General features: G+C 72.1%; 17 protein-coding genes. 2 read left to right on the forward strand and 15 right to left on the reverse strand.

Annotated elements, in window-relative coordinates:
• From ACYVO2_RS18895 to ACYVO2_RS18940, 10 genes are all read right to left on the reverse strand, one after another.
• On the reverse strand, positions 1-129 hold a 129-nt coding region (locus tag ACYVO2_RS18895; protein ID WP_461009143.1), incomplete at its 3' end, for a 1-deoxy-D-xylulose-5-phosphate synthase N-terminal domain-containing protein.
• A gap of 245 nt (positions 130-374) precedes the next feature.
• Positions 375-1,625, reverse strand: coding sequence for a sugar ABC transporter permease (locus ACYVO2_RS18900; RefSeq protein WP_461009144.1), 1,251 nt, complete (start codon positions 1,623-1,625; stop codon positions 375-377).
• Between the two features lie 44 nt (positions 1,626-1,669).
• Positions 1,670-2,452 (reverse strand): ATP-binding cassette domain-containing protein, encoded by a 783-nt coding sequence (locus ACYVO2_RS18905; protein WP_461009045.1) that lies wholly within the window; start codon positions 2,450-2,452, stop codon positions 1,670-1,672.
• Between the two features lie 259 nt (positions 2,453-2,711).
• On the reverse strand, positions 2,712-3,827 hold the full coding sequence (locus tag ACYVO2_RS18910) for a substrate-binding domain-containing protein (protein ID WP_461009046.1): 1,116 nt from the start codon (positions 3,825-3,827) through the stop codon (positions 2,712-2,714).
• Between the two features lie 240 nt (positions 3,828-4,067).
• A complete protein-coding gene (locus tag ACYVO2_RS18915; RefSeq protein WP_461009145.1) occupies positions 4,068-5,351 on the reverse strand; it encodes an ROK family transcriptional regulator in 1,284 nt (427 codons plus the stop codon).
• Positions 5,352-5,645: 294 nt separating this feature from the next.
• Complete coding sequence (locus tag ACYVO2_RS18920; protein WP_461009047.1) at positions 5,646-6,605, reverse strand: carbohydrate ABC transporter permease; 960 nt, start codon at positions 6,603-6,605, stop codon at positions 5,646-5,648.
• Positions 6,605-7,633: a carbohydrate ABC transporter permease gene (locus ACYVO2_RS18925; RefSeq protein WP_461009048.1), complete on the reverse strand. Its 1,029-nt coding sequence runs from the start codon at positions 7,631-7,633 to the stop codon at positions 6,605-6,607. Before ACYVO2_RS18925 ends, ACYVO2_RS18920 begins: the two co-directional genes overlap by 1 nt.
• Positions 7,634-7,719: 86 nt before the next feature.
• Complete coding sequence (gene ngcE / locus ACYVO2_RS18930) at positions 7,720-9,150, reverse strand: N-acetylglucosamine/diacetylchitobiose ABC transporter substrate-binding protein (RefSeq protein WP_461009146.1); 1,431 nt, start codon at positions 9,148-9,150, stop codon at positions 7,720-7,722.
• Between the two features lie 375 nt (positions 9,151-9,525).
• Positions 9,526-12,327 carry an aconitate hydratase gene (locus ACYVO2_RS18935; RefSeq protein WP_461009049.1) on the reverse strand — a complete coding sequence of 934 codons (2,802 nt, stop codon included), beginning with the start codon at positions 12,325-12,327 and terminating at the stop codon, positions 9,526-9,528.
• 284 nt (positions 12,328-12,611) lie between these two features.
• Positions 12,612-13,100 (reverse strand): GNAT family N-acetyltransferase, encoded by a 489-nt coding sequence (locus ACYVO2_RS18940; protein ID WP_461009050.1) that lies wholly within the window; start codon positions 13,098-13,100, stop codon positions 12,612-12,614.
• An 87-nt stretch (positions 13,101-13,187) separates the two neighbouring features.
• On the opposite strand from ACYVO2_RS18940, the gene ACYVO2_RS18945 reads away from it, so the two are divergent.
• Entirely contained in the window at positions 13,188-14,123 is a 936-nt protein-coding gene (locus ACYVO2_RS18945; protein ID WP_461009051.1) for a DUF72 domain-containing protein, read from the forward strand.
• Here the strand turns inward: ACYVO2_RS18945 and argF are convergent.
• The 4 genes from argF to ACYVO2_RS18965 form a co-directional block, all read right to left on the reverse strand.
• On the reverse strand, positions 14,089-15,090 hold the full coding sequence (gene argF / locus ACYVO2_RS18950) for an ornithine carbamoyltransferase (protein ID WP_461009052.1): 1,002 nt from the start codon (positions 15,088-15,090) through the stop codon (positions 14,089-14,091). The genes ACYVO2_RS18945 and argF overlap by 35 nt on opposite strands.
• 152 nt (positions 15,091-15,242) lie before the next feature.
• Positions 15,243-16,478, reverse strand: coding sequence for an arginine deiminase (locus ACYVO2_RS18955; RefSeq protein ID WP_461009053.1), 1,236 nt, complete (start codon positions 16,476-16,478; stop codon positions 15,243-15,245).
• Positions 16,479-16,692: 214 nt separating this feature from the next.
• Positions 16,693-19,311, reverse strand: a complete 2,619-nt coding sequence (locus tag ACYVO2_RS18960; protein ID WP_461009054.1) for a polynucleotide kinase-phosphatase — start codon at positions 19,309-19,311, stop codon at positions 16,693-16,695.
• Positions 19,308-20,774: a 3' terminal RNA ribose 2'-O-methyltransferase Hen1 gene (locus tag ACYVO2_RS18965; RefSeq protein ID WP_461009055.1), complete on the reverse strand. Its 1,467-nt coding sequence runs from the start codon at positions 20,772-20,774 to the stop codon at positions 19,308-19,310. Before ACYVO2_RS18965 ends, ACYVO2_RS18960 begins: the two co-directional genes overlap by 4 nt.
• A gap of 166 nt (positions 20,775-20,940) precedes the next feature.
• Here ACYVO2_RS18965 and ACYVO2_RS18970 point away from each other — a divergent pair, with 166 nt between their 5' ends.
• Entirely contained in the window at positions 20,941-21,840 is a 900-nt protein-coding gene (locus ACYVO2_RS18970) for an NAD(P)-dependent oxidoreductase (RefSeq protein WP_461009056.1), read from the forward strand.
• A 72-nt stretch (positions 21,841-21,912) separates the two neighbouring features.
• Here ACYVO2_RS18970 and ACYVO2_RS18975 read toward each other — a convergent pair whose 3' ends face one another.
• Positions 21,913-22,836 (reverse strand): LLM class F420-dependent oxidoreductase, encoded by a 924-nt coding sequence (locus ACYVO2_RS18975; RefSeq protein WP_461009057.1) that lies wholly within the window; start codon positions 22,834-22,836, stop codon positions 21,913-21,915.
• Positions 22,837-22,877 lie beyond the last annotated feature (41 nt).

The following is a 22,877-nucleotide window of genomic DNA, read 5'->3' on the forward strand; positions in this document are numbered from 1 at the left end:
CAGATGCCCACCGGTCCGCGACACCGCCTCCACCAGGAACGACCTGATCTCCCCCGCCAGCTCCACCAACTGCTCGGGGGTGAGCCGGTCCAGATCGCGCGGTCCACGAATACGGGTCAGCAGGCTCACCCGTTCCTCCTCACATCGTGTGTCCGGGGCGTCCTTGCCCCTCGGCAGAGCTGTCCCGGCTCAGCCGGTCCGCCCGAGTCTAGTCTCCGCCCCGGCGGAACGACCCTGACCGCTTGTGGGCCTTACGGGGCGAGCGGGGGCGGTGTGGCGCGCGCACGGGAGTGCCCGGCCCGCGGAGGAAGCCCTCCGCGGGCCGGGCACGTTTCGGTCCCCTGCGGTCGTCCGCGGTCGCGGGCGCGCCGGGTTCAGGCGCGACCGGACGCCTTCTGGGTGCGGCGCGAGACCGAGTCGATCACGACCGCGGCCAGCAGCACCGCGCCGGTGATCATGTACTGGACGGCCGCGGCGACGCCGAGCAGCGCCATGCCGGAGCCGATCGACATGATCACGAGCGTGCCCAGCAGGGCCGACCAGGTGTTGCCCCGGCCGCCGAAGAGGCTGGTGCCGCCGATGACGGCCGCCGCGATGGCGTTCATCAGCAGGTTGCCCTGGCCGGCGTTCTGGTTGGCCGCCGCGATCTGCGAGGCGATGAACAGGCCGCCGACGGCCGCCATGGTCCCGGCGATCATGAAGACGGAGATCCGGATCCAGGCGACGTTGATGCCGGCCCGGCGGGCCGCCTCGACGCTGCCGCCGAGCGCGAAGATCTTGCGGCCGTAGGTGGTGCGGCGCAGCACGAAGTCGAACGCCACGATCACCGCGAGGAAGATCACCAGCGCCAGCGGCAGGCCCTTGTACTGGTTGAGCACGTACGCCGCGGCGTAGGACGGGACGGCCAGCGCGGCCGTGCGCAGCACGATCTCGCTCAGCGGGCGGCTGGGCACGCCGACGGCCTGGCGGCGGCGGCTGTCCAGGAACACGGCGGCGAAGTACCCGGCGACGCAGACCGTGGCCAGGCCGTAGGCGGCGGCGACGTCGCTGAAGTAGTAGGTGGTGAGGTCCGCCACCAGGCCGGAGTCGTCGATGTTGATGGTGCCGTTGTCGCCCAGCACCTGGAGCATCAGGCCGTTCCAGCCGAGCAGGCCGGCCAGGGTGACGACGAACGCGGGCACGCCGATCTTGGCGAAGAAGAAGCCGTGGACGGCGCCGAGCGCGGCGCCGGAGAGCACCGCGAGGATCACGGCCTGCCACTCGGCCATGCCCTCGTTGACGGCGAGGACGGCGAAGATGGCGGCGGCCAGGCCGCTGACCGAGCCGACGGACAGGTCGATCTCGCCGAGCAGCAGCACGAACACGATGCCGACGGCGATCATGCCGGTGCCGACGATGTCGATGGAGAGGTTGGAGAGGTTCTCCGCGGACATGAAGGCCGAGTCCTGGGCCTGGAAGATCGCCCAGATGATGATCAGGCCGATGACGACCGGGAGGGCGCCGATGTCGCCGCTGCGCATCTTGCGCACGAACTCGTCCCAGTACCCCTTGAAGCCCTGCTGGCGCACCAGCAGGCGGGGGTCCACCGCGGGCACGGCGGCAGCGGCGGGCGCGGGGGCGTCCACCTCACCGGTCGGCTTGCGGTCCGGGTCCTTGGTGACGTTGGCACTCACTTGGCAGCCTCCGCGCTGCTGCGGGCCCGCCGGCGGGTCACGGCGTTGTCCGTGGCACCGGTGATGGCCGCGATGATCTCTTCCTGAGAGGTGGACGCGACGTCGAAGACGCCGTTGTTGCGGCCCAGGCGCAGCACCGCGACCTTGTCCGCGACGGCCTTGACGTCGGCCATGTTGTGGCTGATGAGGATGACGCCGAGGCCGCGCTCCCGCAGCCGCTCGACGAGGTCGAGGACCTGGGCGGTCTGCTCGACGCCGAGGGCGGCGGTGGGCTCGTCCAGGATCACGATCTTGGGCTCGCCGAGCAGGGAGCGGGCGATGGCGACGGTCTGCCGCTGGCCGCCGGACAGCGAGGCGATCGGGATGCGCACGCTGGGGATGCGGATGGACAGGGTGTCGAGCAGCTCGCGGGCGCGGCGCTCCATCTCCACCTCGTCCAGGACTCCGGCGCGGCGGATCTCCCGGCCGAGGAAGAGGTTGCCGACGACGTCGAGGTTGTCGCACAGCGCGAGGTCCTGGTAGACGGTCGCGATGCCGAGGTTCTGGGCGTCGTGGGGGCGGTGCACCTGGACGGGCCGGCCCTCCCACTCGATGACGCCCTCGTCGTTCGGGCCGACACCGGCGATGACCTTGACCAGGGTGGACTTGCCGGCGCCGTTGTCGCCCACCAGGGCGACGACCTCTCCGGCGTGGACCTCCAGCTCCACATCGGTCAGCGCCTGGACGGCGCCGAACCGCTTGGAGATCCCGCGCAACGCCAGCACGGGCGTAGCGGACACGATGAACCATCTCCTTCGCCGCCTGAACGGCGGGGGTGCCTCGCCGGCCAGGCGGACGGCGCCTGGTGCGGGCGAGGGAAAGACCGGGGGTGGCGAGCCTTGGCGGCTCGGGCGGGGACACGGTTCCGTCCGGCGCCCCGCCCCGGTAGCGGGGTTTTTTGGTGGGGCGGGGCGCCGGACAGGTCCTGGGCCGCCGGCGCGGGGCGCCGGGCGGGCGGGACACCGGGTCCCGCGGGTGTCCCCGAAGGGGGACGAAAGGTTACTTCAGGCTGATCTTGTCGCAGGCCGCCTTGTACTTGCCCGTGCAGATCTGCTCGACGGTCCACAGACCGTCCTTGACCACCGTGTCGGCGATGTTGTCCTTGGTCAGCGCGATCGGCTTGATAATCTTGGACGGGACGCCCTTGGTGGTGTCGCTGTCCACGGTCTCCGGGGCGACCTTGGAGACGTCCTCGCCGCGGGCGGCGGCCACGGCCATCTCGGCGGCGGCGTCGGCCTCCGGCTTGTACGGCTTGTAGACGCTCATGAACTGCTCGCCCGCCACGATGCGCTGCACGGCGGCGAGTTCGGCGTCCTGGCCGGTGACCGGCGGGACCTTGGAGAAGCCGGCCGCCTTGATGGCGGTGATGATGCCGCCGGCCATGCCGTCGTTGGCGGAGTAGAAGCCGACGATGTTCTCCTTGCCGAGGGAGGAGATGGCGCCCTTGGCGTTCTTGTTGGCCTCTTCCGGCTTCCAGCCGACGGTGTCGTACTCCTTGCCGACGTCCACCTTGCCGTCGAGGACGGAGTGGGCGCCCTTCTTGAAGAAGGCGGCGTTCGGGTCGCCGATGTCGCCGTTCATCATGACGATCTTGCCCTTGGACGCGTCGGCGCCCAGCGCGTCGAGCAGGGCCTGGCCCTGGACCTTGCCGACCTCCTCGTTGTCGAAGGAGGTGTAGCCCTTGATCGGGCCCTGGGCCAGCCGGTCGTAGGCGATGACCGGGATGCCGGCCTGGTCGGCCTTGCGGACGGAGGAGGCGATGGACTTGTAGTCCACCGCGTCCAGGATCAGCGCGTCCACCTTCTTGGTGATCATCGTGTTCACCTGCTGCTGCTGGGTGGACGCGTCCTGCTTGGCGTTGTTGTACAGGACCTCGCAGTCCGCGCACAGCTCCTTGATCTTGGCCTCGATCAGGGGCTTGTCGAACTTCTCGTAGCGCGCCGTCTGGTTCTCCGGCAGGAGCAGACCGATGGTGAGCGCCTTGTCCTTCTTGTCGCCGGAGTCGCCGCCGTTGCCGTCGCCGCCGGACTCCTTGGCCTCACCGCAGGCGGCGAGCACGACGGCCATGGACAGCGCGGTCGTCACGACCGCAGCACGACGCAGATACGTCTTCAAGGGGGGACCTCCCTGACAGGGCCGCACCGTCGCGGCCGAGGTTGCAGCGAAGTCAACTCCGCGCGCCACTATGCCGTCAAGAAGTAAAAACTTAACGACCTGGCAACGGGCCAATTCGTTATCTATCTGAACGCAGCCGGTAGGGGGAAGGCTCCGGGACGCAACCAGGCGCCCGGCGGGGAACGACGGAGGCGGGCCGCGTCCCGTCCACGACCCGCCTCGCCGAGCACCGGCGGCGGATCAGGGGACGGCCTCTATCGCGTCCCGGCGGCGCCGCACCGCGCCCACGCCCGCGCCGCCGACCGGACCGGCGCCCGCGCGCCCGGCGTGGGCGCCCACCGCGGGCGCGTCGTCGGCCGCCTCGAGCAGCGTGGAGTCACCCATCTCGCTGAGCACCAGGGCCAGCGCGCCCAGCACCTCGGCCCGGCTGCCGAGCGCGCCCGGCACCACCGACAACTGCCGCGCCGCGCTGGGGATGGCGTACCTGGCCACCGACTCGCGGATCGGCCCGAGCAGCAGCTCCCCCGCCTCGGCCAGGTCGCCGCCGAGGATCACCCGGCGCGGGTTGAGCAGGTTGCACAGGTTGGCGACGCCCATCCCGACGTGCCGCCCCGCGTCCGAGATGACCCGGCGGCAACCCAGGTCCCCCTGCGCCGCGAGCTGCACCATGCGCGGCACGGTCAGACCCGTGCCGTGGCTGTTCTCCAGCAGCGCCAGCATGTGCCGGGCCGCGGTGAACGTCTCCAGGCAGCCCCGGTTGCCGCAGCGGCACACCGGACCCGACTCGTCCAGCGTGATGTGCCCGATCTCCCCGGCCGTGCCGCCGGGCCCGCGGTAGATCCGCCCGCCCATGACCAGGCCGGCGCCCACGCCGCTGGCGACCTTGATGTACGCCAGGTCCTTCAGCCCCCGGCCGCTCCCCCACACCAGCTCGCCCAGCGCGCCGAGGTTGGCGTCGTTGTCCACGTACACCGGCATGCCGAGCCGCTCGGCGAGCTCCTCGCGCGGCTTGATGCCGCCCCAGCCCGGCAGGATCGCCGTCGAGCCCAGCGCCCCGGACTCCACGTCGATCGGGCCGGGCACGCCCAGGCCCACGCCGAGCACCTTGTCGGTGCTGATGCCGCTGTCCTCGATCAGCTTGGCGACCAGGCGCTCGGCCCGGTCGAAGCCCTGGGCCGCGGAGGCGTCCACGTCGATCGGCTCGGCCTGCTCGGCGAGCACCTGGTGGGCGAGGTTGCCGATGGCCACCCGCAGGTGCGAATGGCCGAAGTCCACGCCGATGACCACGCCCGCGTTCCCGCTCAGGGACACGCTGCGCGCCCGGCGGCCGCCCGAGGAGGTCGGGGTGACCTCCACCGTCCCGTTGTGCCGCAACTCCCGGACGATGTTGGAGACCGTGGCCGCGGACAGGCCCGTCGAACGGGCGATCTCGGCCTGGGTCAGCGATCCGGCCATCCGCACGGCGCGCACGACCCGCTCCAGGTTTGCCCGGTGCAGCGACGACTGCGAGCCCGGAGTCTCCACCACGGTCAATCCACTCCTGCCTCGGCGACGCCGGAAGGAGCGTCGCCGACTTTGACGAAGCCGCGTCGATGAGGCCCCGTCGCCTACAACCTGTGAAGTCTAAGCTGAGCTGTATGGATGATGTTCCGTCAAGGGCAACGAAGAATTTGCCCTCATGATGGGCATCTTTTCCGTCACTTGAACAGGCAAAAATGAGCGAACGGGACATTTGTCCCGCTCGCTCATGTGTTCACAGTAGTAATACTTTAGAGGGGCGGCGCGTACCCGCCGTGGACCCCCCGGCGTCCGCGCGCCCTACTTCAGGGCACCAGCGGTCAGCCCTGCCTGCACCTGGCGCTGGAACACCACGTACACCACCAGCACCGGCAGCATCGCGATCACCAGACCTGCGAAAAGTCCAGACCAGTCCCCCTTGTAGCCCTGGCTCGCGGCCAGCGCGGCCAGGCCCTGGGGCAGCACCATCTTCTCCTGGTCGTTGATTATCACCACGGGCAGCAGGTACTGGTTCCACTGCCCCAGGAAGTTGAAGATCCCGATACTGATCATGCCCGGCTTCGCCATCGGCAGCATGACCTGGAAGAACGTACGGGTGTGCGAGGCCCCGTCCAGCGTGGCCGCCTCCGCGACCGACGAGGGCAGGGTGCGGAAGAAGGCGGTCAGGAAGAAGACGGTGAACGGCAGCGAATAGGCGATGTAGACGAGGATCAGCCCGTGGTACGTGTTGATCATGTCCATGTTGTTCAAGACATAGAACAACGGCACCAGGGCGAGGATGATCGGGAAGCCCATCCCGGCCACGAAGAGGTAGTACACGAAGCGGTTGCCGGGGAACTCGAACCGCGCCAGCACGTAGGCCGCCATCGAGCCCAGCAGCATCGTGCCGATGAGGGACCCGGTGACGACGATCACCGAGTTGAGGAAGTAGTCCCCCATGTCCGCCTTGCCCCAGGCGCGGGACCAGTTGCTCCAGTGCAGGGTGCCGGGCAGCCCCCACGGATCGGTGAAGATCTCGTTGTCGCTCTTGAACGAGCTGACCACCGCCCACAGCAGGGGCAGGGTCACCAGCAGCCCCCACACCAGGAGGAACAGGTGCGAGAAGGCGTTGAGCACCCGCCCCTCGCCGCCGCCGGCCGGGGCCGCGGACGGCGGCGGGAGGTCGTCCTTCCCCGTCGGGAGGGGGGCGGTGGCCGGTCCGGTCCGCGCGGTCGCGGGGTCCTCGCCGGGGGCGGCGCCTGCCTTGGTCGTGTCGGTCATCAGTACTCCAGCCGCTCGCGCCGGCCGAGCCGCATGACGATCCCGGCGAAGATCATGGTGACGATCAGGAGCGCGACGCCGAGCGCGGTGGCGTAGCCGGCCTGGCCGTCGCGGAACGCCTTGCTGTAGACGTAGTAGGTGAGCACCTGGGTGGAGTAGTCGGGACCGCCGGGACCCACGGTCATGATCTGCACCACGGCGAAGACGTCCAGCGCCATGATCCCCATGTACACCCATCCGGTCTGGACGGTGTCCCACAGCAGGGGGAGGGTGATCCGGAAGAACGTCGTGGTCCGGCCGGCCCCGTCGAGCAGCGCGGCCTCGTAGAAGTCCTTGGGGATGGAGCTCATGCCGGCCGAGAACAGCACCACGTAGAAGCCGACGTTCCACCAGATCATCACGGCGGTCAGGCACCACAGCGCCAGGTCGGGGTCGCCCAGCCAGTCCGGCTGGACCGACCCCAGGCCCACCCCCCGCAGGAAGGAGTTCAGCGCTCCGCTGTTGGGGTTGTAGGCGAACTGCCACAGCAGGGCCACGATCGCGATGGACAGCACCTGCGGGAAGAAGTAGACGACCTTGTAGACGCCCGAGCCGCGCACCCCGGCGACGGCCGAGCCCTTCCCGCCCCTGCCGCCGACGTTCAGCATGAAGGCGAAGAACAGCCCGAGCCCCAGGGTGACCAGCGGCAGCACCAGCAGCAGGATCAGGTTGTGCCACAGGGCCTTCCAGAACACGTCGTCGTGCAGCATCCGGTCGTAGTTGTCGAACCCGACCGTGCGGTAGTCCGAGCTCAGGCCCGTCCAGTCCGTGAAGGAGTAGTAGATCGCCTGGACGAACGGCGAGATCACGAAGACCGCGTAGATCGCCAGTGGCAGGGCGAGGAACCCCGCGATGAACCGGTACTTGACGAATGTCCGGTAGTGCCGTGAGTACTTCAGGCCCTGGGGCCTCCCCGGAGCCCGGGGAGCGCCCCCCGCCGGGCCCTGGGTCTTGCGGGCCGCGGTGGCCCCGGGAGCGCTGTCCGCCATCTCACCCTGCCTTCGTCCCTCGTGCCCTGCCCTGCCGTGCCCCGGTGCCGGGGCCGCCGGCCGTGCCGCCGCTGGTGGAGGGGCGCTCAGGTGTGCCTGTACTTCTTGACGGCGTCGTCCTTGCGGGTCTCGTCGGTGTACTTCTGGGCGCGCTTGATGGCCTGGTCGGGCGTCATGCGGCCGGCCATCATCTCGCCGATCACACCGACGCCGATCTTCTCCTTGTTCAGGGCGACGTACCAGTCCTGGAGGCGCGGGTTGAGGATGTTGTCACCCGCCTGCTCCAGCGCCTTGGTGGCGGAGGCCAGGCCCGGCGGCAGGTCCACGCCGGTGGTGCCGCCGTTCATCGAGGTGAGCGAGGAGACGCTCTTGACGAAGTTCCGCGACGCCTGCTCGCCGAGCATGATCCGCAGCAGCTCCATGCCGCCCTCGGGGTTCTTGGCCTTCCTCGGCACGACGAACGGCTCGCCGCCGGAGGCCCAGATGGTGCCGAAGGGCAGCTTGTCGGAGCTGTCCAGGCTGGGCGGGGCGCCCACGGCCATGCCGAAGTCCTTCGGCGTGGTCTTGGAGGACTCGTTCTCCACCCAGGAGCCGTTCGGGATGAACAGGGCCTTGCCCTGGTTCCAGGCGGTCTGCGACTGGATGTGGTCCAGGCCCGGGGTGCCGCGGAGGATGTACCCCTTGGCGTGCAGCTCGTAGTACGCCTCGAACGCCGCCTTGACCGCCGGGTGCTTCCAGGCGTCCGGGTCGAGGTTGTCGATCGCGTCCAGCACCTCCCGGCCGCCGATCTTGCCGATGAACGGGAAGAGGCTGAACGGGATGTAGTAGGGGTGCTTGCCCGCGTAGGTCCAGCCGGCGATGCCCTTCTTCTTGGCCTCGGCGCACACCTTGAGCATGTCGTCCCAGGTGGTGGGGTACTCCCAGCCGTGCCGGTCCAGGGTGGTGCTGGAGTACCAGATGCCGTAGACGGTGTAGGCGTAGTAGAGGATCCACACCTCCTTGCCGGTGAACTGGCCCATCTCGACCACGCCGGGCCGCAGCGTGTCGCGGACCTTCTTGGCCGGGTCGTCGATCGACGGGGCGTCCAGCAGGGGGGTGAGGTCGGTGAGCTGGTCCTGGCCGACGAGGGTGCCCATGTCCATCTGCTCGGCGCCCGAGTTGTCGATCAGGTCCGGCGGGTTCCCGCCGTTGAACCGCGGCTGGAGGGTGGACTGGATCTTCTGGGTGGCGGTGTGCTTGATCTTGCCCTTGGTGCCGGGGAACGCCTGGACGTAGAGCTTCTCGGCGTCCTTGGCGTACTGGTCGCCGAAGCCGCCGTCGAATATCACGACCTCGAGCGCGGCGCCCTCGTTGACCGCGAGGGGGTTCTTGTCGCTCTTCTCGCCCTTGTCGACTTTCTTGTCCCCGTCGTCCCCGCCGCTGGCGCAGGAGGTGAGGAAGGCCGTCGCCGGGGCGGCGACAAGGCCGAACGCGGCCGCGGATCGCATCAGGTCTCGGCGGTTGAAGTCGGATCCCATGCTCAAGTCCTCGCCTTCTCCAGGACTCATGCGGTGCACCGGAATTCCGCCGGCCCTACCGCGCTCACGTGCAACCGGATCGTGCTGGCGCCCCCGGGGACTTCGGTGGGTGGAGCTGTGCGGCAAAAGGCCCCTAGACGGGCACAGGTATAGTCCACTCGCCTTGAGAAAGGCAAGATCACGGACGGTCCGGCGTCCAGTCTTTCCCGAGTTGATACAAGCGCGGCTGACGTCGGGCCAGGCGGGACGGCCCGGCCGGGAAATCCCGGAAAAAGCGGAGGGGCCGCCTCCCCCGGGGCGGGGGAGGCGGCCCCTCGGCGGACCGCCGCGCCGGGCGGGCCCGGCGCGTGGGAGTACCGGGGTGCTCCGCGCGGACTACTTGCGGATGAGCGACCGCAGCACGTACTGCATGATGCCGCCGTTGCGGTAGTAGTCGGCCTCGCCGGGCGTGTCGATGCGGACCACCGCGTCGAACTCCTTGCCGGTGTCCGTGACGACCTTGACCGTCCGCGGGATGCCGCCGTCGTTGAGCGCGATCACCCCGGTGATGGAGAAGGTCTCCTCACCCGTCAGGCCCAGCGACTGCGCGCTCTCCCCCTCGGGGAACTGGAGCGGCAGCACGCCCATGCCGATCAGGTTGGAGCGGTGGATGCGCTCGTAGGACTCGGCGATGACGGCCTTGACGCCGAGCAGCGCGGTGCCCTTGGCCGCCCAGTCGCGGGAGGAGCCGGAGCCGTACTCCTTGCCGGCCAGGATGACCAGCGGGACGCCCTGCTCCTGGTAGTGCTGGGAGGCGTCGTAGATGGTGGTGACCGGGGCGCCCTCGACGGTGAAGTCGCGGGTGAAGCCACCCTCGGTCCCCGGGGCGATCTGGTTGCGCAGCCGGATGTTGGCGAAGGTGCCGCGGATCATCACCTCGTGGTTGCCGCGGCGCGAGCCGTAGGAGTTGAAGTCGCGGCGGTCCACCCCGTGCTCGGTGAGGTACTTGCCCGCGGGGCTGTCGGCCTTGATGGCGCCGGCCGGGGAGATGTGGTCGGTGGTGACGGAGTCGCCGAGCTTGGCGAGCACCCGGGCACCGGTGATGTCCCGCACCGGCTCCGGGTCCTGGCCCATCCCCTCGAAGTACGGGGGCTTGCGCACGTAGGTGGACTGCGGGTCCCACTCGAAGGTGTCGCCGGTGGGCACCGACAGCGCCTGCCACTGGGCGTCGCCCGCGAAGACGTCCCGGTAGCCCTGGCCGAACATCTCCTGGCCGATCGCGGAGGCCACGACCTGCTCGACCTCGGCCTCGGAGGGCCAGATGTCCTTCAGGTACACCGGCTCGCCGTCGGCGCCGGTGCCCAGCGGCTCGCTGGTGATGTCCAGGTCCATGGTGCCGGCGATGGCGTAGGCCACGACCAGCGGCGGGGACGCCAGGTAGTTCATCTTGACGTCGGGGTTGATGCGGCCCTCGAAGTTGCGGTTGCCGGAGAGGACCGAGACCACCGCGAGGTCGTTGTCGTTGACGGCCTTGGAGACCTCCTCCGGCAGCGGGCCGGAGTTGCCGATGCAGGTGGTGCAGCCGTAGCCGACGAGGTTGAAGCCCAGCTTGTCCAGGTACGGGGTGAGCCCGGCGCGGTCGTAGTAGTCCATGACGACCTTGGAGCCGGGGGCCAGGGTGGTCTTCACCCACGGCTTGCGGGTCAGGCCCTTCTCCACGGCCTTCTTCGCCAGCAGGGCGGCGCCGACCATGACGTACGGGTTGGAGGTGTTGGTGCAGGAGGTGATGGCGGCCACCGCCACCGCGCCGTGGTCGATCACGTAGCTGGAGCCGTCGGGGGCGTCCACCGTGGTCGGGCGGCTCGGACGGCCCGTCGCGCCGGCCGCGGCGGACGGGTGGCCGGGCGCGCCGGCGCCGTTGTCCACGTGCCCGTAGGCCGGGGCGTCGCTGGCCGGGAAGGACTCGGCGCTGGCCTCGTCGACCGGGGAGGCGGAGGCGTCCGGGCTGATGGCCGTGTCGGTGACGTAGTGCAGCACGTCACGGCGGAACTGCTGCTTGGCCTCGGCCAGCACGATGCGGTCCTGCGGGCGCTTGGGGCCCGCGATGGACGGCACCACGGTGGACAGGTCCAGCTCCAGGTACTCGGAGAACTCCGGCTCGGCGGCCGGGTCGTGCCACAGGCCCTGCTCCTTGCAGTACGCCTCGACCAGGGCGAGCTGCTGCTCGGAGCGGCCGGTGAGCCGCAGGTAGGTGATGGTCTCGGCGTCGATCGGGAAGATCGCGGCGGTGGAGCCGAACTCCGGCGACATGTTGCCGATGGTGGCGCGGTTGGCCAGCGGCACGGCGCCGACGCCCTCGCCGTAGAACTCCACGAACTTGCCGACCACGCCGTGGGCGCGGAGCATCTCGGTGATCGTCAGCACCAGGTCGGTGGCGGTGGTGCCGGCCGGGAGCTCGCCGGTCAGCTTGAAGCCGACGACCCGCGGGATGAGCATCGACACCGGCTGGCCGAGCATGGCGGCCTCGGCCTCGATGCCGCCCACGCCCCAGCCGAGGACGCCGAGGCCGTTGACCATCGTGGTGTGCGAGTCGGTGCCGACCAGGGTGTCGGGGTACGCCCTGCCGTCGCGGACCATCACCACGCGGGCCAGGTGCTCGATGTTCACCTGGTGCACGATGCCGGTGCCGGGCGGGACGACCTTGAACTCGTCGAACGCGGTCTGGCCCCAGCGCAGGAACTGGTAGCGCTCCTTGTTGCGGCCGTACTCCAGCTCGACGTTCTGGGTGAACGCCTCCGGGGTGCCGAAGCGGTCGGCGATGACCGAGTGGTCGATGACCAGCTCGGCGGGGGCCAGCGGGTTGATGCGGGACGGGTCGCCGCCCAGCTCGCGGACGGCCTCGCGCATGGTGGCGAGGTCCACCACGCAGGGCACGCCGGTGAAGTCCTGCATGATCACGCGCGCCGGCGTGAACTGGATCTCCCGGTTCGGCTGGGCGTTGGGGTCCCAGCCGCCGAGGGCACGGATGTGGTCGGCGGTGATGTTCGCCCCGTCCTCCGTCCGCAGCAGGTTCTCCAGGAGGACCTTCAGGCTGTACGGGAGGCGCGCGGCGCCCTCGACCTTGTCCAGCCGGAAGATCTCGTACGACTCGGCGCCCACGCGCAGGGTGCTGCGGGCATCGAAGCTGTTCGCGGACACGACAGTCTCCTTCATCAACGTGCGCGTACCCCGACAATCCTGCCGATAGAGCCGAGCGGCGATCAGGTAAGGTGACCCTAACTTGGGACACTCCTGGCCGGGGCACGGCCGGGTACGGGTCGGCAGATATCTCGATGTCGAGATAACAGTAGTACATCGGCACGCCGGACGGCGCCTCGAGGGGTGGTGTTCCGCCCCGGCGCGGCGCGGCGGGGCCGGGGGCTCCGGCCCCCGGGGGCCGGAGCCCCCGGCCCCGGCACGGGGTCCAACGGCCGGGCCCGCCCCTACGTGCCCCGCAGCGCCTTCTCCATCACCAGTTCCCCGGTCACCCCGTCCGGCAGCGGCTCGCCCCGCTCCGGGACGAGGACGAACCCGTGGCGGCGGTAGAGGGCGAGGGCGGGCGCGTTGCCCGGGAGCACCGCGAGCCTGAGCACCGACGCCCCCGAGGCGCGCGCCCAGCCCACCACCTCCGCCACCAGCCGGTCCCCCACTCCGCAGCCCCGCGCCCGCGGGCTCACCCACACCGACCTCAGCTCGCTCACCCCGCCGCCGCCCGGCACGCCCCTGGCCGTCCCGGCGGCCCGCCCGTCCAGCAGCGCCAGCAGGTTGCAGGCGCCCGGCGCCGTCAGGCGGGCCCGCCACTGCTCCTCCCCGCCGCGGTGCCAGTCCGCCAGGCGGGCCCGGAAGGCGTGCGGGTCCTCGGTCAGCGCGGCGAGGCGCGCCTCCCGCCACAGCGGCCAGTCGTCCTCGGTGGTCCGGCGCAGGAGCAGCATGCCGCCGAGTGTGCCACCGCCGGCCGGGCGCGGCCGGGTTGAGGGGGCGTCAGGTAGGTGCGGCCGGGCGGCGGGTAGGCGGGCGGCATGGGACGTGTGCTCGTCGGAACGTGCTCGTGGACGGACAAGGAGCTCATCGCCTCGGGGTGGTACCCGGACGGGGTGGACGGCGCGGAGGGGCGGCTGCGGTACTACGCGAGCCGGTTCCCCGTGGTGGAGGTGGACGCGACCTACTACGCGCTGCCCAGCGTGCGCAACAGCAGGCTGTGGGTGGAGCGCACACCCGAGTCGTTCGTCCTCGACGTCAAGGCGTTCTCCCTGCTGACCGGCCACCCCACCCCGCCCTCCGCCCTCCCGGCGGCGCTCCGCCCCGCGGGCGCCGGGGCGCGGCTGTACCCGGGCGACCTGCCGGACGCCGCCCTGGACGAGGTGTGGGAACGCTTCCTCGGGGCGCTGGCCCCGCTGGCGGAGGCCGGGAAGCTGGGCGCGGTGCTGGCCCAGTTCCCGCCGTGGTTCGCGCCGGGTCCCGGGGCGGAGCGGCGGATCCTGGAGTGCCGGGACAGGTGCGCGCCGTACCGGATGTCCGTGGAGTTCCGCAACGCGGCGTGGCTGGCCGGGGAGCGCCGCGCCGCCACCCTCGCGTTCCTGCGCCGGCACGGGCTGCCGTACGTGTCGGTGGACATGCCGCAGGGCCACCCGTCCTCGCTCCCGCCGGTCGCCGAGGCCACCGCGGCCGACCTGAGCGTGGTGCGCTTCCACGGCCGCAGCCCGCGCTGGGCGGACGGCGGCAGGACGGAGCGGTACCGGCACCGCTACACCCGCGACGAGCTGCGGCAGTGGGTGCCGCGGATCCGGGAGCTGGCCCGCGGGAGCGAGGCCGTGCACGTGCTGATGAACAACTGCTGCGGCGACGCGGCGCAGCGGGCCGCGGAGGAGATGCTGGGGCTGCTGGACGAGGACGGGGTGGCGGCCGGGGCCCCCGCGCAGGTCAGCCGGCCAGTGTCGCCACCAGCAGGGCCTTGATGGTGTGCATGCGGTTCTCGGCCTGGTCGAAGACGATCGAGTGGCGGGACTCGAACACCTCGTCGCTGACCTCAAGGTGGGTGAGCCCGGTGCGGGCGTGCAGGTCGCGGGCTACCGCGGTGCCCAGGTCGTGGAAGGCGGGCAGGCAGTGCAGGAACTTCACGTCCGGCCGGCCGGTGGCGCGCAGCACGTCCATGGTGACGCTGTAGCGGCGCAGCAGCGCGATCCGCTCGTCCCAGATCTCCTTGGGCTCGCCCATGGACACCCACACGTCGGTGTAGACGAAGTCCGCCCCGTACACCCCGGCCTCGACGTCCTCGGTGTGGGTGACGCGGGCGCCGGAGGCGGCGGCGAGCTTCTCGGCCTGGGCGAGCACCGGCTCCTCGTTCCACAACTGCCGGGGCGCGACGACGCGGATGTCCATGCCGAGCAGGGCGCCGGTGATCAGCAGGGAGTTGCCCATGTTGCCGCGGGCGTCGCCGAGGTAGGCGAGGGTGACGCCGCCCAGCGGCTTGTCGGTGTGCTCGGTGACGGTGAGGACGTCGGCGAGGGTCTGGGTGGGGTGCCACTGGTCCGTGAGGCCGTTCCACACGGGCACGCCCGCGTGGCGGGCGAGTTCCTCGACGACCTCCTGGCCGTGGCCCCGGTACTGGATGCCGTCGAACATCCGCCCGAGCACCCGGGCAGTGTCCTTCACCGACTCCTTGTGGCCCATCTGGGAGCCGCTGGGGTCGAGGTAGGTGGTGGCGGCGCCCTGGTCGTGGGCGGCGACCTCGAACGCGCAGCGGGTGCGGGTGGAGGTCTTCTCGAAGACCAGGGCGATGTTCCGGCCCGTCAGCCGCCGGTACTCCACGCCCGCGCGCTTGTCCGCCTTGAGCCGGGCGGCGAGGTCCACCAGGTGGAGGTACTCCTCCGCGGTGAGGTCCGACTCCTTGAGGACGCTCCGACGGCGCAGGTCGACGGCCATGGGTGGCTCCTTGTGCGTGCTCGGCCGGGGGCGGGGCCGGGGCGGGCGGGGGGCTGGCTTGGAAGTATATACGGTTCTCTGAATTTTTATGCTGGACAGTGGACCCGGTCCCGCCGCGGCCCCCGACGGCGCCCGCCCCGGCGCCCGCCCCGCTACGCCGGCGCGCCGACCGGATCGCGGGTGACGGGGCAGCTCATGCAGCGCGGCCCGCCCCGGCCCCGGCCCAGCTCGCTGCCCGGTATCTCGATGACCTCGATGCCGCGCTTGCGCAGATGGGTGTTGGTGGTCGCGTTCCGCTCGTAGGCCACGACCACGCCGGGCTCCAGCGCCAGCACGTTGCAGCCGTCGTCCCACTGCTCCCGCTCGGCCGCGTGCACGTCCTGGGTGGCGGTGAGCACCTGGATGCCGTCCAGGCGGAGCGCGTCGGCGATGGCCCGGTGCATGTGCTCCGGCGGGTGGTCGGTGACCTTCAGCTCCTGCTCGTCGTCGCCGGGCTCGATGGTGTACGAGCGCAGCATGCCGAGCCCCGCGTACTTGGTGAAGGTGTCGCCGTCCACCATCGTCATCACGGTGTCCAGGTGCATGAAGGCCCGGGACTTCGGCATGTCCAGCGCGACGATGGTGTGCGCGGAGCCCCGCCGGAACATCCCCCTGGCCAGCATCTCCACCGCCTGCGGGGTGGTGCGCTCGCTCATCCCGATGAGCACCGCGCCGCCGCCGATCACCAGCACGTCCCCGCCCTCGATGGTCGCCGGGTAGGCGTTCTGGCCCTCGGACCACACATGGAAGCCGGTGTCCGCGAACAGCGGGTGGTGCCGGTAGATCGCCTCGAAGTGGACGGTCTCCCGCTGGCGGGCGGGCCAGCGCATCGCGTTGATGCTGACCCCGTCGTAGATCCACGCCGAGGTGTCCCGGGTGAACAGGTGGTTCGGCAGCGGGGCCAGCAGGAAGTCGTCCAGGTCCATGACGTGGAAGCGCACCGACACCGGCTCCGGCGCCCGCTGGAGGAACTCCCGCTTGGTCATGCCGCCCACCAGGTGCTTGGCCAGCACGTCGGAGGGCAGCCCGGCGAACACCTCCCGCAGGTGGTCGGCGGCCAGCGGCCCGTACTCGTTCACGCCGAACACCCGCTCGAGCACCAGGTCCCGCGCCTTGGGCACGTCCATGGCCTCCCGCAGCAGGTCGCCGAAGAGGTGGACCTCCACCCCGCGGTCCCGCAGCACGTCGGCGAACCCGTCGTGCTCGGCGCGGGCCCGCCGCACCCAGAGCACGTCGTCGAAGAGCAGGGCGTCCTTGTTCGACGGGGTGAGCCGCTTGAGTTCGAGGTCGGGGCGGTGCAGGATCACCCGGCGCAGCCGCCCGGCCTCGGAATCGACGTGGAAGCCCATGCATCCATCCTTCCACCCGGCCTGGGTCCTGCCGGGCGCGAGTTCGTCGGGGCACGGCCGCGGCGGGGTTCGCCCGCCGCGGCCAGTTGGTAAGGCAACCCTTACCCCAAGGAGGGCGCAGGTCAACCGGGTCCGGTGCCCCGAGGCGCGCGGCCCGCCGCCGGGACCGCGACCGGACGGGCCGCCGGACCCGCCGGCCGCGGCCGGTCCGGGCTCACAGCCTGGGGTCCACCGGCTCCGACTCCAGCGCCAGCACCGCGAACACCGCCTCGTGCACCCGCCACAGCGGCTCCCCCGCCGCCAACCGGTCCAGGGCCTCCAGGCCGAGGGCGTACTCCCGCAGCGCCAGCGAGCGCTTGTGCCCCAGGTGCCGCGCCCGCAGCCGCTCCAGGTGCCCGGGCCTGGCGTACTCGGGACCGTAGATGATCCGCAGGTACTCCCGACCGCGGCACTTGATCCCGGGCTGCACCAGCCCCTTCTCCCCGCGCGCGTACGCCTGGAGCGGCTTGACGACCATGCCCTCGCCGCCCGCGCCGGTCAGCTCCAGCCACCACGCGGTGGCCGCCTCCACCGCGGCCGGGTCGCCGGTGTCCACCACCAGGCGCTCGGTGCGGCGCAGCAGCGGTGCGGCCCCCCGCTCCGCGGCGGCGGCCTCGTCCGCGGCGGCCATCCGGTCGATCCAGGCCAACTGGGTGTCGTGGGCGACGGTGGCGAGGGAGCGGCCCTCGGCGGCGAGCAACTGGAACGGGGCCAGGCGCACCCCCGCCAGGCCGTCCACGCTCCAGCAGTAGCGGCGGTAGGCGTCCCGGAACGCGGACGCGTCGGCCGCCCGCTCCCGCTGCCGCTCCAGCAGCCCGGACACCTCCACGCCCCGCCCGGCCGCGCCCCGAAGGGCCGCCAGCGCCGGCGGGAACACCGCGGCCGCGGCCGCGCCGACCGCCGCGTACTGGTGCCGCAGCAGCCCGGACGCCTTCAGCGACCACGGCATCAGCTCCGCGTCGAGCGCCAGCCAGCCGGTGTCCAGCTCCTCCCACAGACCGGCGTCGCCGACGGCCCGCCGCAGCCCAGCGAGTACCTCCTCGGTGGCCCGAGCCGTGTCGAAGAACGGCCGCCCGGTGCGGGTGTGCACCGCGCCCGTCGTCCCGTCGGCGACACCGAACCGCTTCGCCGCCGTCTCCGCGTCGCGGCACAGCACCGCCACGGCCCGCGAGCCCATGTGCTTCTCCTCGCAGACCACGGTGCCGACCCCGTCGGCGCGGTAGGCCGCGAACGCCTCCGCCGGGTGCTCCAGGAACCCCCCCCGCGCTGAGGTGGCGCACGGCGCCATCGTCGGCGGCAGGTAGACCAGCCAGCGCGGGTCCACCGCGAACCGGCTCATCACCTCCAGGGCCGCCGCGGCGTTCTCCTCCCGCACCGCGAGCCGCCCGTGCCGGGAGGTCTCCACCACGCGCCGCCCGGTGACGTCCGCCAGGTCCAGCGGCCGGTCCGAGCCCTCCTGCCGGCTCTCGCCCCGCAGCGGGCGCACCGGCTCGTACCACACCCGCTCCGCGGGCACCGCGACCAGCTCCCGCTCGGGCCAGCGCAGCGCGGTCAGGCTGCCGCCGAAGACGCAGCCGGTGTCCAGGCAGATGGTGTTGTTGAGCCAGGACGCGGTGGGCTGGGGCGTGTGGCCGTAGACCACGGCGGCCCGGCCCCGGTAGTCCTCCGCCCACGGGTAGCGGACCGGCAGCCCGTACTCGTCGGTCTCGCCGGTGGTGTCGCCGTACAGCGCGAAGGAGCGCACCCGGCCCGAGGTGCGGCCGTGGTACTTCTCCGGCAGCCCGGCGTGGCACACCACGAGCCCGCCCCCGTCCAGCACGTAGTGGCTGACCAGGGAGTCGACGAACGCCTCGGCCCGGGCGCGGAACCCCTCGTCCTCGGCGTCCTCGGCCTCCATCTGCGCCACGGTCTCGGCCAGGCCGTGGGTGAGCCGCACCGGACGGCCCTTGAGGTACCGGGCGAACTTGTTCTCGTGGTTGCCGGGCACGCACAGCGCGTGCCCCGCCTCCACCATGCCCATCACCAGGCGCAGCACCCCGGGGCTGTCCGGGCCGCGGTCCACCAGGTCGCCGACGAACACGGCGGTGCGCCCGGCGGGGTGCTCGGCGTCCACCGGCCGCCCCCGCCCGTCGCGGCGCAGGGTGTAGCCGAGCCGGGTGAGCAGCGCCTCCAGCTCGCCGCGGCAGCCGTGCACGTCCCCGACGACGTCGAACGGGCCGGTGAGGTGGCGCAGGTCGTTGTAGCGGCGCTCGGTGACGATCCGCGCGGCCGCCACCTCCTCGGCGCCGCGCAGCACGTGGACCTTGCGGAAGCCCTCGCGCTGGAGGGAGTTCAGGGAGCGGCGCAGCTCGCGGCGCTGGCGCGGCAGCACATGGCGGGGCAGGTCCGCCCGGTCGGGCCGGCGGGCGTTGCGCTCGGCGCAGACCCGCTCGGGCACGTCGAGGACGACGGCGACGGGCAGCACGTCGTGCTCGCGGGCCAGCGCCACCAGCTTCCTGCGCGCCTCGGACTGGACGTTGGTGGCGTCCACGACCGTCAGGCGGCCGGCCGCCAGGCGCTTGCCGGCGATGTAGTGCAGCAGGTCGAAGGCGTCCGGGGTGGCCGACTGGTCGTTCTCGTCGTCGGCGACCAGGCCCCGGCACACGTCGGAGGAGACCACCTGGGTGGGCAGGAAGTTGCGGTGCGCGAAGGTGGACTTGCCGGACCCGGTGGTGCCGACGAGGACGACCAGGCTCAGGTCGGGCACGGCCAGGCAGGCGCCGCCGGTCTCCGGCGCGGCGTCGGTGTCGGTCATCGGGGGGTCTCCTCGGTGTTCGGCGCGGGGGCGGTGGTGAACACGGCCATCTGCGTGGGCGGGCCGACCTCCGGGTCGTCGGGGCCGACGGGCCGCAGCGCCACCTGGTAGCCGTACCGGTCGGCGACCTGCCCGGCCCAGGCGCGGAACTGCGCCCGGTCCCACTCGAACCGGTGGTCGGGGTGGCGGAACCGCCCGGCGGGCAGGGTCTCCCAGCGCACGTTGTACTCGGCGTTCGGCGTGGTCACCACGACGGTGGCCGGGCGGGCCGCGCGGAACACCGCGTACTCCAGCGCGGGCAGCCGCGGCGGGTCGACGTGCTCGACCACCTCGCTGAGCACGGCCGCGTCGTAGCCCTCGAGCCGCCGGTCGGTGTAGGCGAGGGAGCCCTGGAGCAGCTTCACCCGCGCCGACTGACGCTCGGACATCCGTTCCAGGCGCAGCCGCCGCGCCGCCTCCTTCAGGGCGCGCGCCGAGACGTCCACCCCCACCACCTCGGTGAACGCGGCGTCCTTCAGCAGCGTTCCCACCAACTGGCCCTGCCCGCAGCCCAGGTCCAGGACCCGCTGCGCCCCGGCGGCCAGCAGCTCCCGCCGGATCGCCTCGCGCCGCTGCACGGCCAGCGGCACCGGCCGCTCCTCGGTGTCGGCGTCCTCGTCGACGGCGTTGTCCAGCTCCTCCGGCGCGGTGTCGTCCGCCTCGGCCAGCCTGGCCAGCTCCAGGCGCTCCAGCGCGTCCCGGGTCAGCGACCGGCGGCGGGCCAGGTAGCGGCGGGAGATCAGGGCCTGCTCCGGGTGGTGCGCGAGCCAGCCCTCGCCGGCCCGCAGCAGCTTGTCCACCTCGTCCTCGGCGACCCAGTAGTGCTTGGCGTCGTCCAGCACCGGCAGCAGCACGTACAGGTGCCGCAGCGCCTCGGCGACGGTGCGCTCCCCGGTGAGCACCAGTCGCACGTACCGCGACCCGCCCCACTCGGGGAACTCCTCGTCCAGCGGCACCGGCTCGGCCTCCACCGCCCACCCCAGCGGCTCGAACAGCCGGCGCACCAGCTCGGCGCCGCCCCTCGCGGGCAGTGCGGGCACCTCGACCCGCAGCGGCAGCGCCCGCGCGACCAGTTCGGGGCGGGCGTCGCACCGGCCCCTGAGCGCGCTGGCGAACACCGTCCGCAGCGCCACCGCGAGCAGCGAGGAGGCCGCGTAGGGGCGGTCGTTGACATAGCTCGCCAGCGCGGAGTCGGGCGCGCCGCCACGCCCCTTGCCCTTGCCGCGGCGGACCAGCGCCACCGGATCGACGTCCAGCAGCAGCGCGGCCGTGCAGCGGTCCGGGGACGCCTCGGGGTAGAACACGTGCGCGTCGCCGTGGGACGTGGAGAATTGCTGCGCCTTGTCGGGATGCTTGTGCAGCAGGTACCCGAGGTCGGTCGGCGGAGTCTGGTCGTCACCCGTGGTGCTGATCGTCAGGAACACATGAGCGAGTATTCCGGCGCGAGGTTCCGGGCTGTACCGGATTTTCCGCGGGCGCCCGGGGTCCGCCCTTGACCTCAAGATTTGTTGAGCTTTTAGCGTCGTCGTCCGTAGCGCACACCCAGGCGGCCCGGCGGGAACGGCCGCCACGGACAACCCGGAGGACGCGATGACGACCACGACCGACACCAGGGACGGCGGGAGCGGGGCGGCGGTGGCCGTGCTGGGCCTCGGCGAGATGGGCTCCGCGATCGCGGGCACCCTCCTCGGCGGCGGGCACCCGGTCGCGGTGTGGAACCGCTCGCCCGGGAAGGCGGACGACCTGGTGGCCCGGGGCGCGCGGCGGGCCGCGACCGTGCGCGACGCCGTCGCCGCGGCGGAGCTCGTCGTCGTCAACGTCAAGGGCGGCGCCACCGCCCGGGAGGTGCTGGACGCGGCGGGCGACGCCCTGGCCGGCCGGGCCGTGGTCAACCTCACCGACAGCACGTCCGCCGAGGCCAGGACGGTGGCCGAGTGGGCGGCCGGGCGGGGCGCGGCCTACCTGCACGGGCAGATCATGACGATCGCCCCGGGCCTGGGGCACCCCGACGCGGTGGTGTTCTACGGCGGCGAGCGGGCCGTGTACGACCGGCACAGCCCCGCCCTGCGGCTGCTGGGCGGCCGCGGCACCCTGGTCTCGGCCGACCCCGGGGTGCCCGCCCTGTACGGGATGGCCGTGCACGGCACGATGTGGGGCGCCCTGAACGGGTTCCTGCACGCGGCGGCGCTGCTGACGAGCGCGGGCGTCGAGGTGAAGCGGTTCGCCGAGGACGCGGGCCCGTCGCTGGCCGCGCTGACGGCGTTCCTGCCGTCGATCGCCGACGAGGTGGACAGCGGCCGGCACGCCGTGGAGTACGGGGCGCTGCGCCACCACCTGCCGTCGGTGGAGGACCTGCTCCGCGAGAGCCGCGCCCGCGGCATCGACACCGAACTGCCCGCCCGCACCCTGGCCCTGGTCACCGAGGCGGTGCGGGCGGGGCACGGCGACGACAGCTACTCGCGGCTGGTGGAGCACTTCCGGAACGGGTGAGGCGCCGTCCGGTCCCGCCGTGCCGCGCTCCGGCACGGCGGGACCGGTGCCCCGCCGCGGGGCCGGGACGCGTCAGCCGAGCTGCCGCTGCACCTCGGTGGAGATCAGCTCCAGGTGGTCCAGGTCGGCCAGGTCGAGGATCTGGAGGTAGACGCGGCTCGCGCCCGCCTCGCGGTAGCGGGCGATCTTCTCCACGACCTCGGCCGGGGAGCCCGCCAGCCCGTTCTGCCTCAGCTCGGGCACCTCGCGGCCGATGGCGGCGGCGCGGCGGGCCACCTCCGCCTCGTCCCTGCCGACGCACGCCACCAGCAGGCAGGAGTACACCATCTCGTCCGGCCCGCGGCCCGCCTCGCGCACGGCCCGGCGCACCCGCCCGAACTGCTCCGCGGCCTCCTCCACCGAGCAGAACGGCGCGTTGAACTCGTCCGCGTACCGGGCGGCCAGGGCCGGGGTCCGCTTGGCGCCGCGGCCGCCGATCAGCACCGGCACCCTGTCCTGGGCGGGCTTGGGCAGCGCCGGGGAGTCCTTGAGCCGGTAGTACGTCCCGTCGTGGGAGAACGTCTCGCCGACCGGGGTGCCCCACAGGCCGGTGACGATCGCGAGCTGCTCCTCCAGGCGGCCGAACTTCTCCTTGGGGAACGGGATGCCGTACGCGGTGTGCTCCTCCTCGTACCACCCGGCGCCGATCCCGAGCTCCACACGCCCACCGGACATCTGGTCCACCTGCGCGACGGTGATCGCCAGCACCCCGGGGAGGCGGAAGGTGGCCGCGGTCATCAGGGTGCCCAGCTTGACGCGCTCGGTCTCCCGGGCGAGGCCGGCGAGGGTGATCCAGGCGTCGGTCGGGCCCGGCAGGCCGTCCACGTCCCCCATCTTCAGGTAGTGGTCGGACCGGAAGAAGGCGTCGAACCCGAGGTCCTCCGTGGCCTTGGCCACGGTGAGGAGGGTGTCGTAGGTGGCCCCCTGCTGGGGTTCGGTGAAGATGCGAAGATCCATGCGCCCCATCGTGCTACACCCCCGGGCGCGCGGGACGCGGG

It is taken from the genome of Streptomyces capparidis, from assembly GCF_054782095.1.

Excerpts from the sequence above, each read along its gene's own strand:
- ACYVO2_RS18925 (WP_461009048.1), bottom strand. The coding sequence starts at position 7,633 with ATGGCGGACAGCGCTCCCGGGGCCACCGCGGCCCGCAAGACCCAGGGC.
- ACYVO2_RS18975 (WP_461009057.1), bottom strand. The coding sequence starts at position 22,836 with ATGGATCTTCGCATCTTCACCGAACCCCAGCAGGGGGCCACCTACGAC.
- ACYVO2_RS18960 (WP_461009054.1), bottom strand. The coding sequence starts at position 19,311 with ATGACCGACACCGACGCCGCGCCGGAGACCGGCGGCGCCTGCCTGGCC.
- ACYVO2_RS18940 (WP_461009050.1), bottom strand. The coding sequence starts at position 13,100 with ATGCTGCTCCTGCGCCGGACCACCGAGGACGACTGGCCGCTGTGGCGG.
- argF (WP_461009052.1), bottom strand. The coding sequence starts at position 15,090 with ATGGCCGTCGACCTGCGCCGTCGGAGCGTCCTCAAGGAGTCGGACCTC.
- ACYVO2_RS18945 (WP_461009051.1), top strand. The coding sequence starts at position 13,188 with ATGGGACGTGTGCTCGTCGGAACGTGCTCGTGGACGGACAAGGAGCTC.
- ngcE (WP_461009146.1), bottom strand. The coding sequence starts at position 9,150 with ATGGGATCCGACTTCAACCGCCGAGACCTGATGCGATCCGCGGCCGCG.
- ACYVO2_RS18955 (WP_461009053.1), bottom strand. The coding sequence starts at position 16,478 with ATGGGCTTCCACGTCGATTCCGAGGCCGGGCGGCTGCGCCGGGTGATC.
- ACYVO2_RS18920 (WP_461009047.1), bottom strand. The coding sequence starts at position 6,605 with ATGACCGACACGACCAAGGCAGGCGCCGCCCCCGGCGAGGACCCCGCG.
- ACYVO2_RS18970 (WP_461009056.1), top strand. The coding sequence starts at position 20,941 with ATGACGACCACGACCGACACCAGGGACGGCGGGAGCGGGGCGGCGGTG.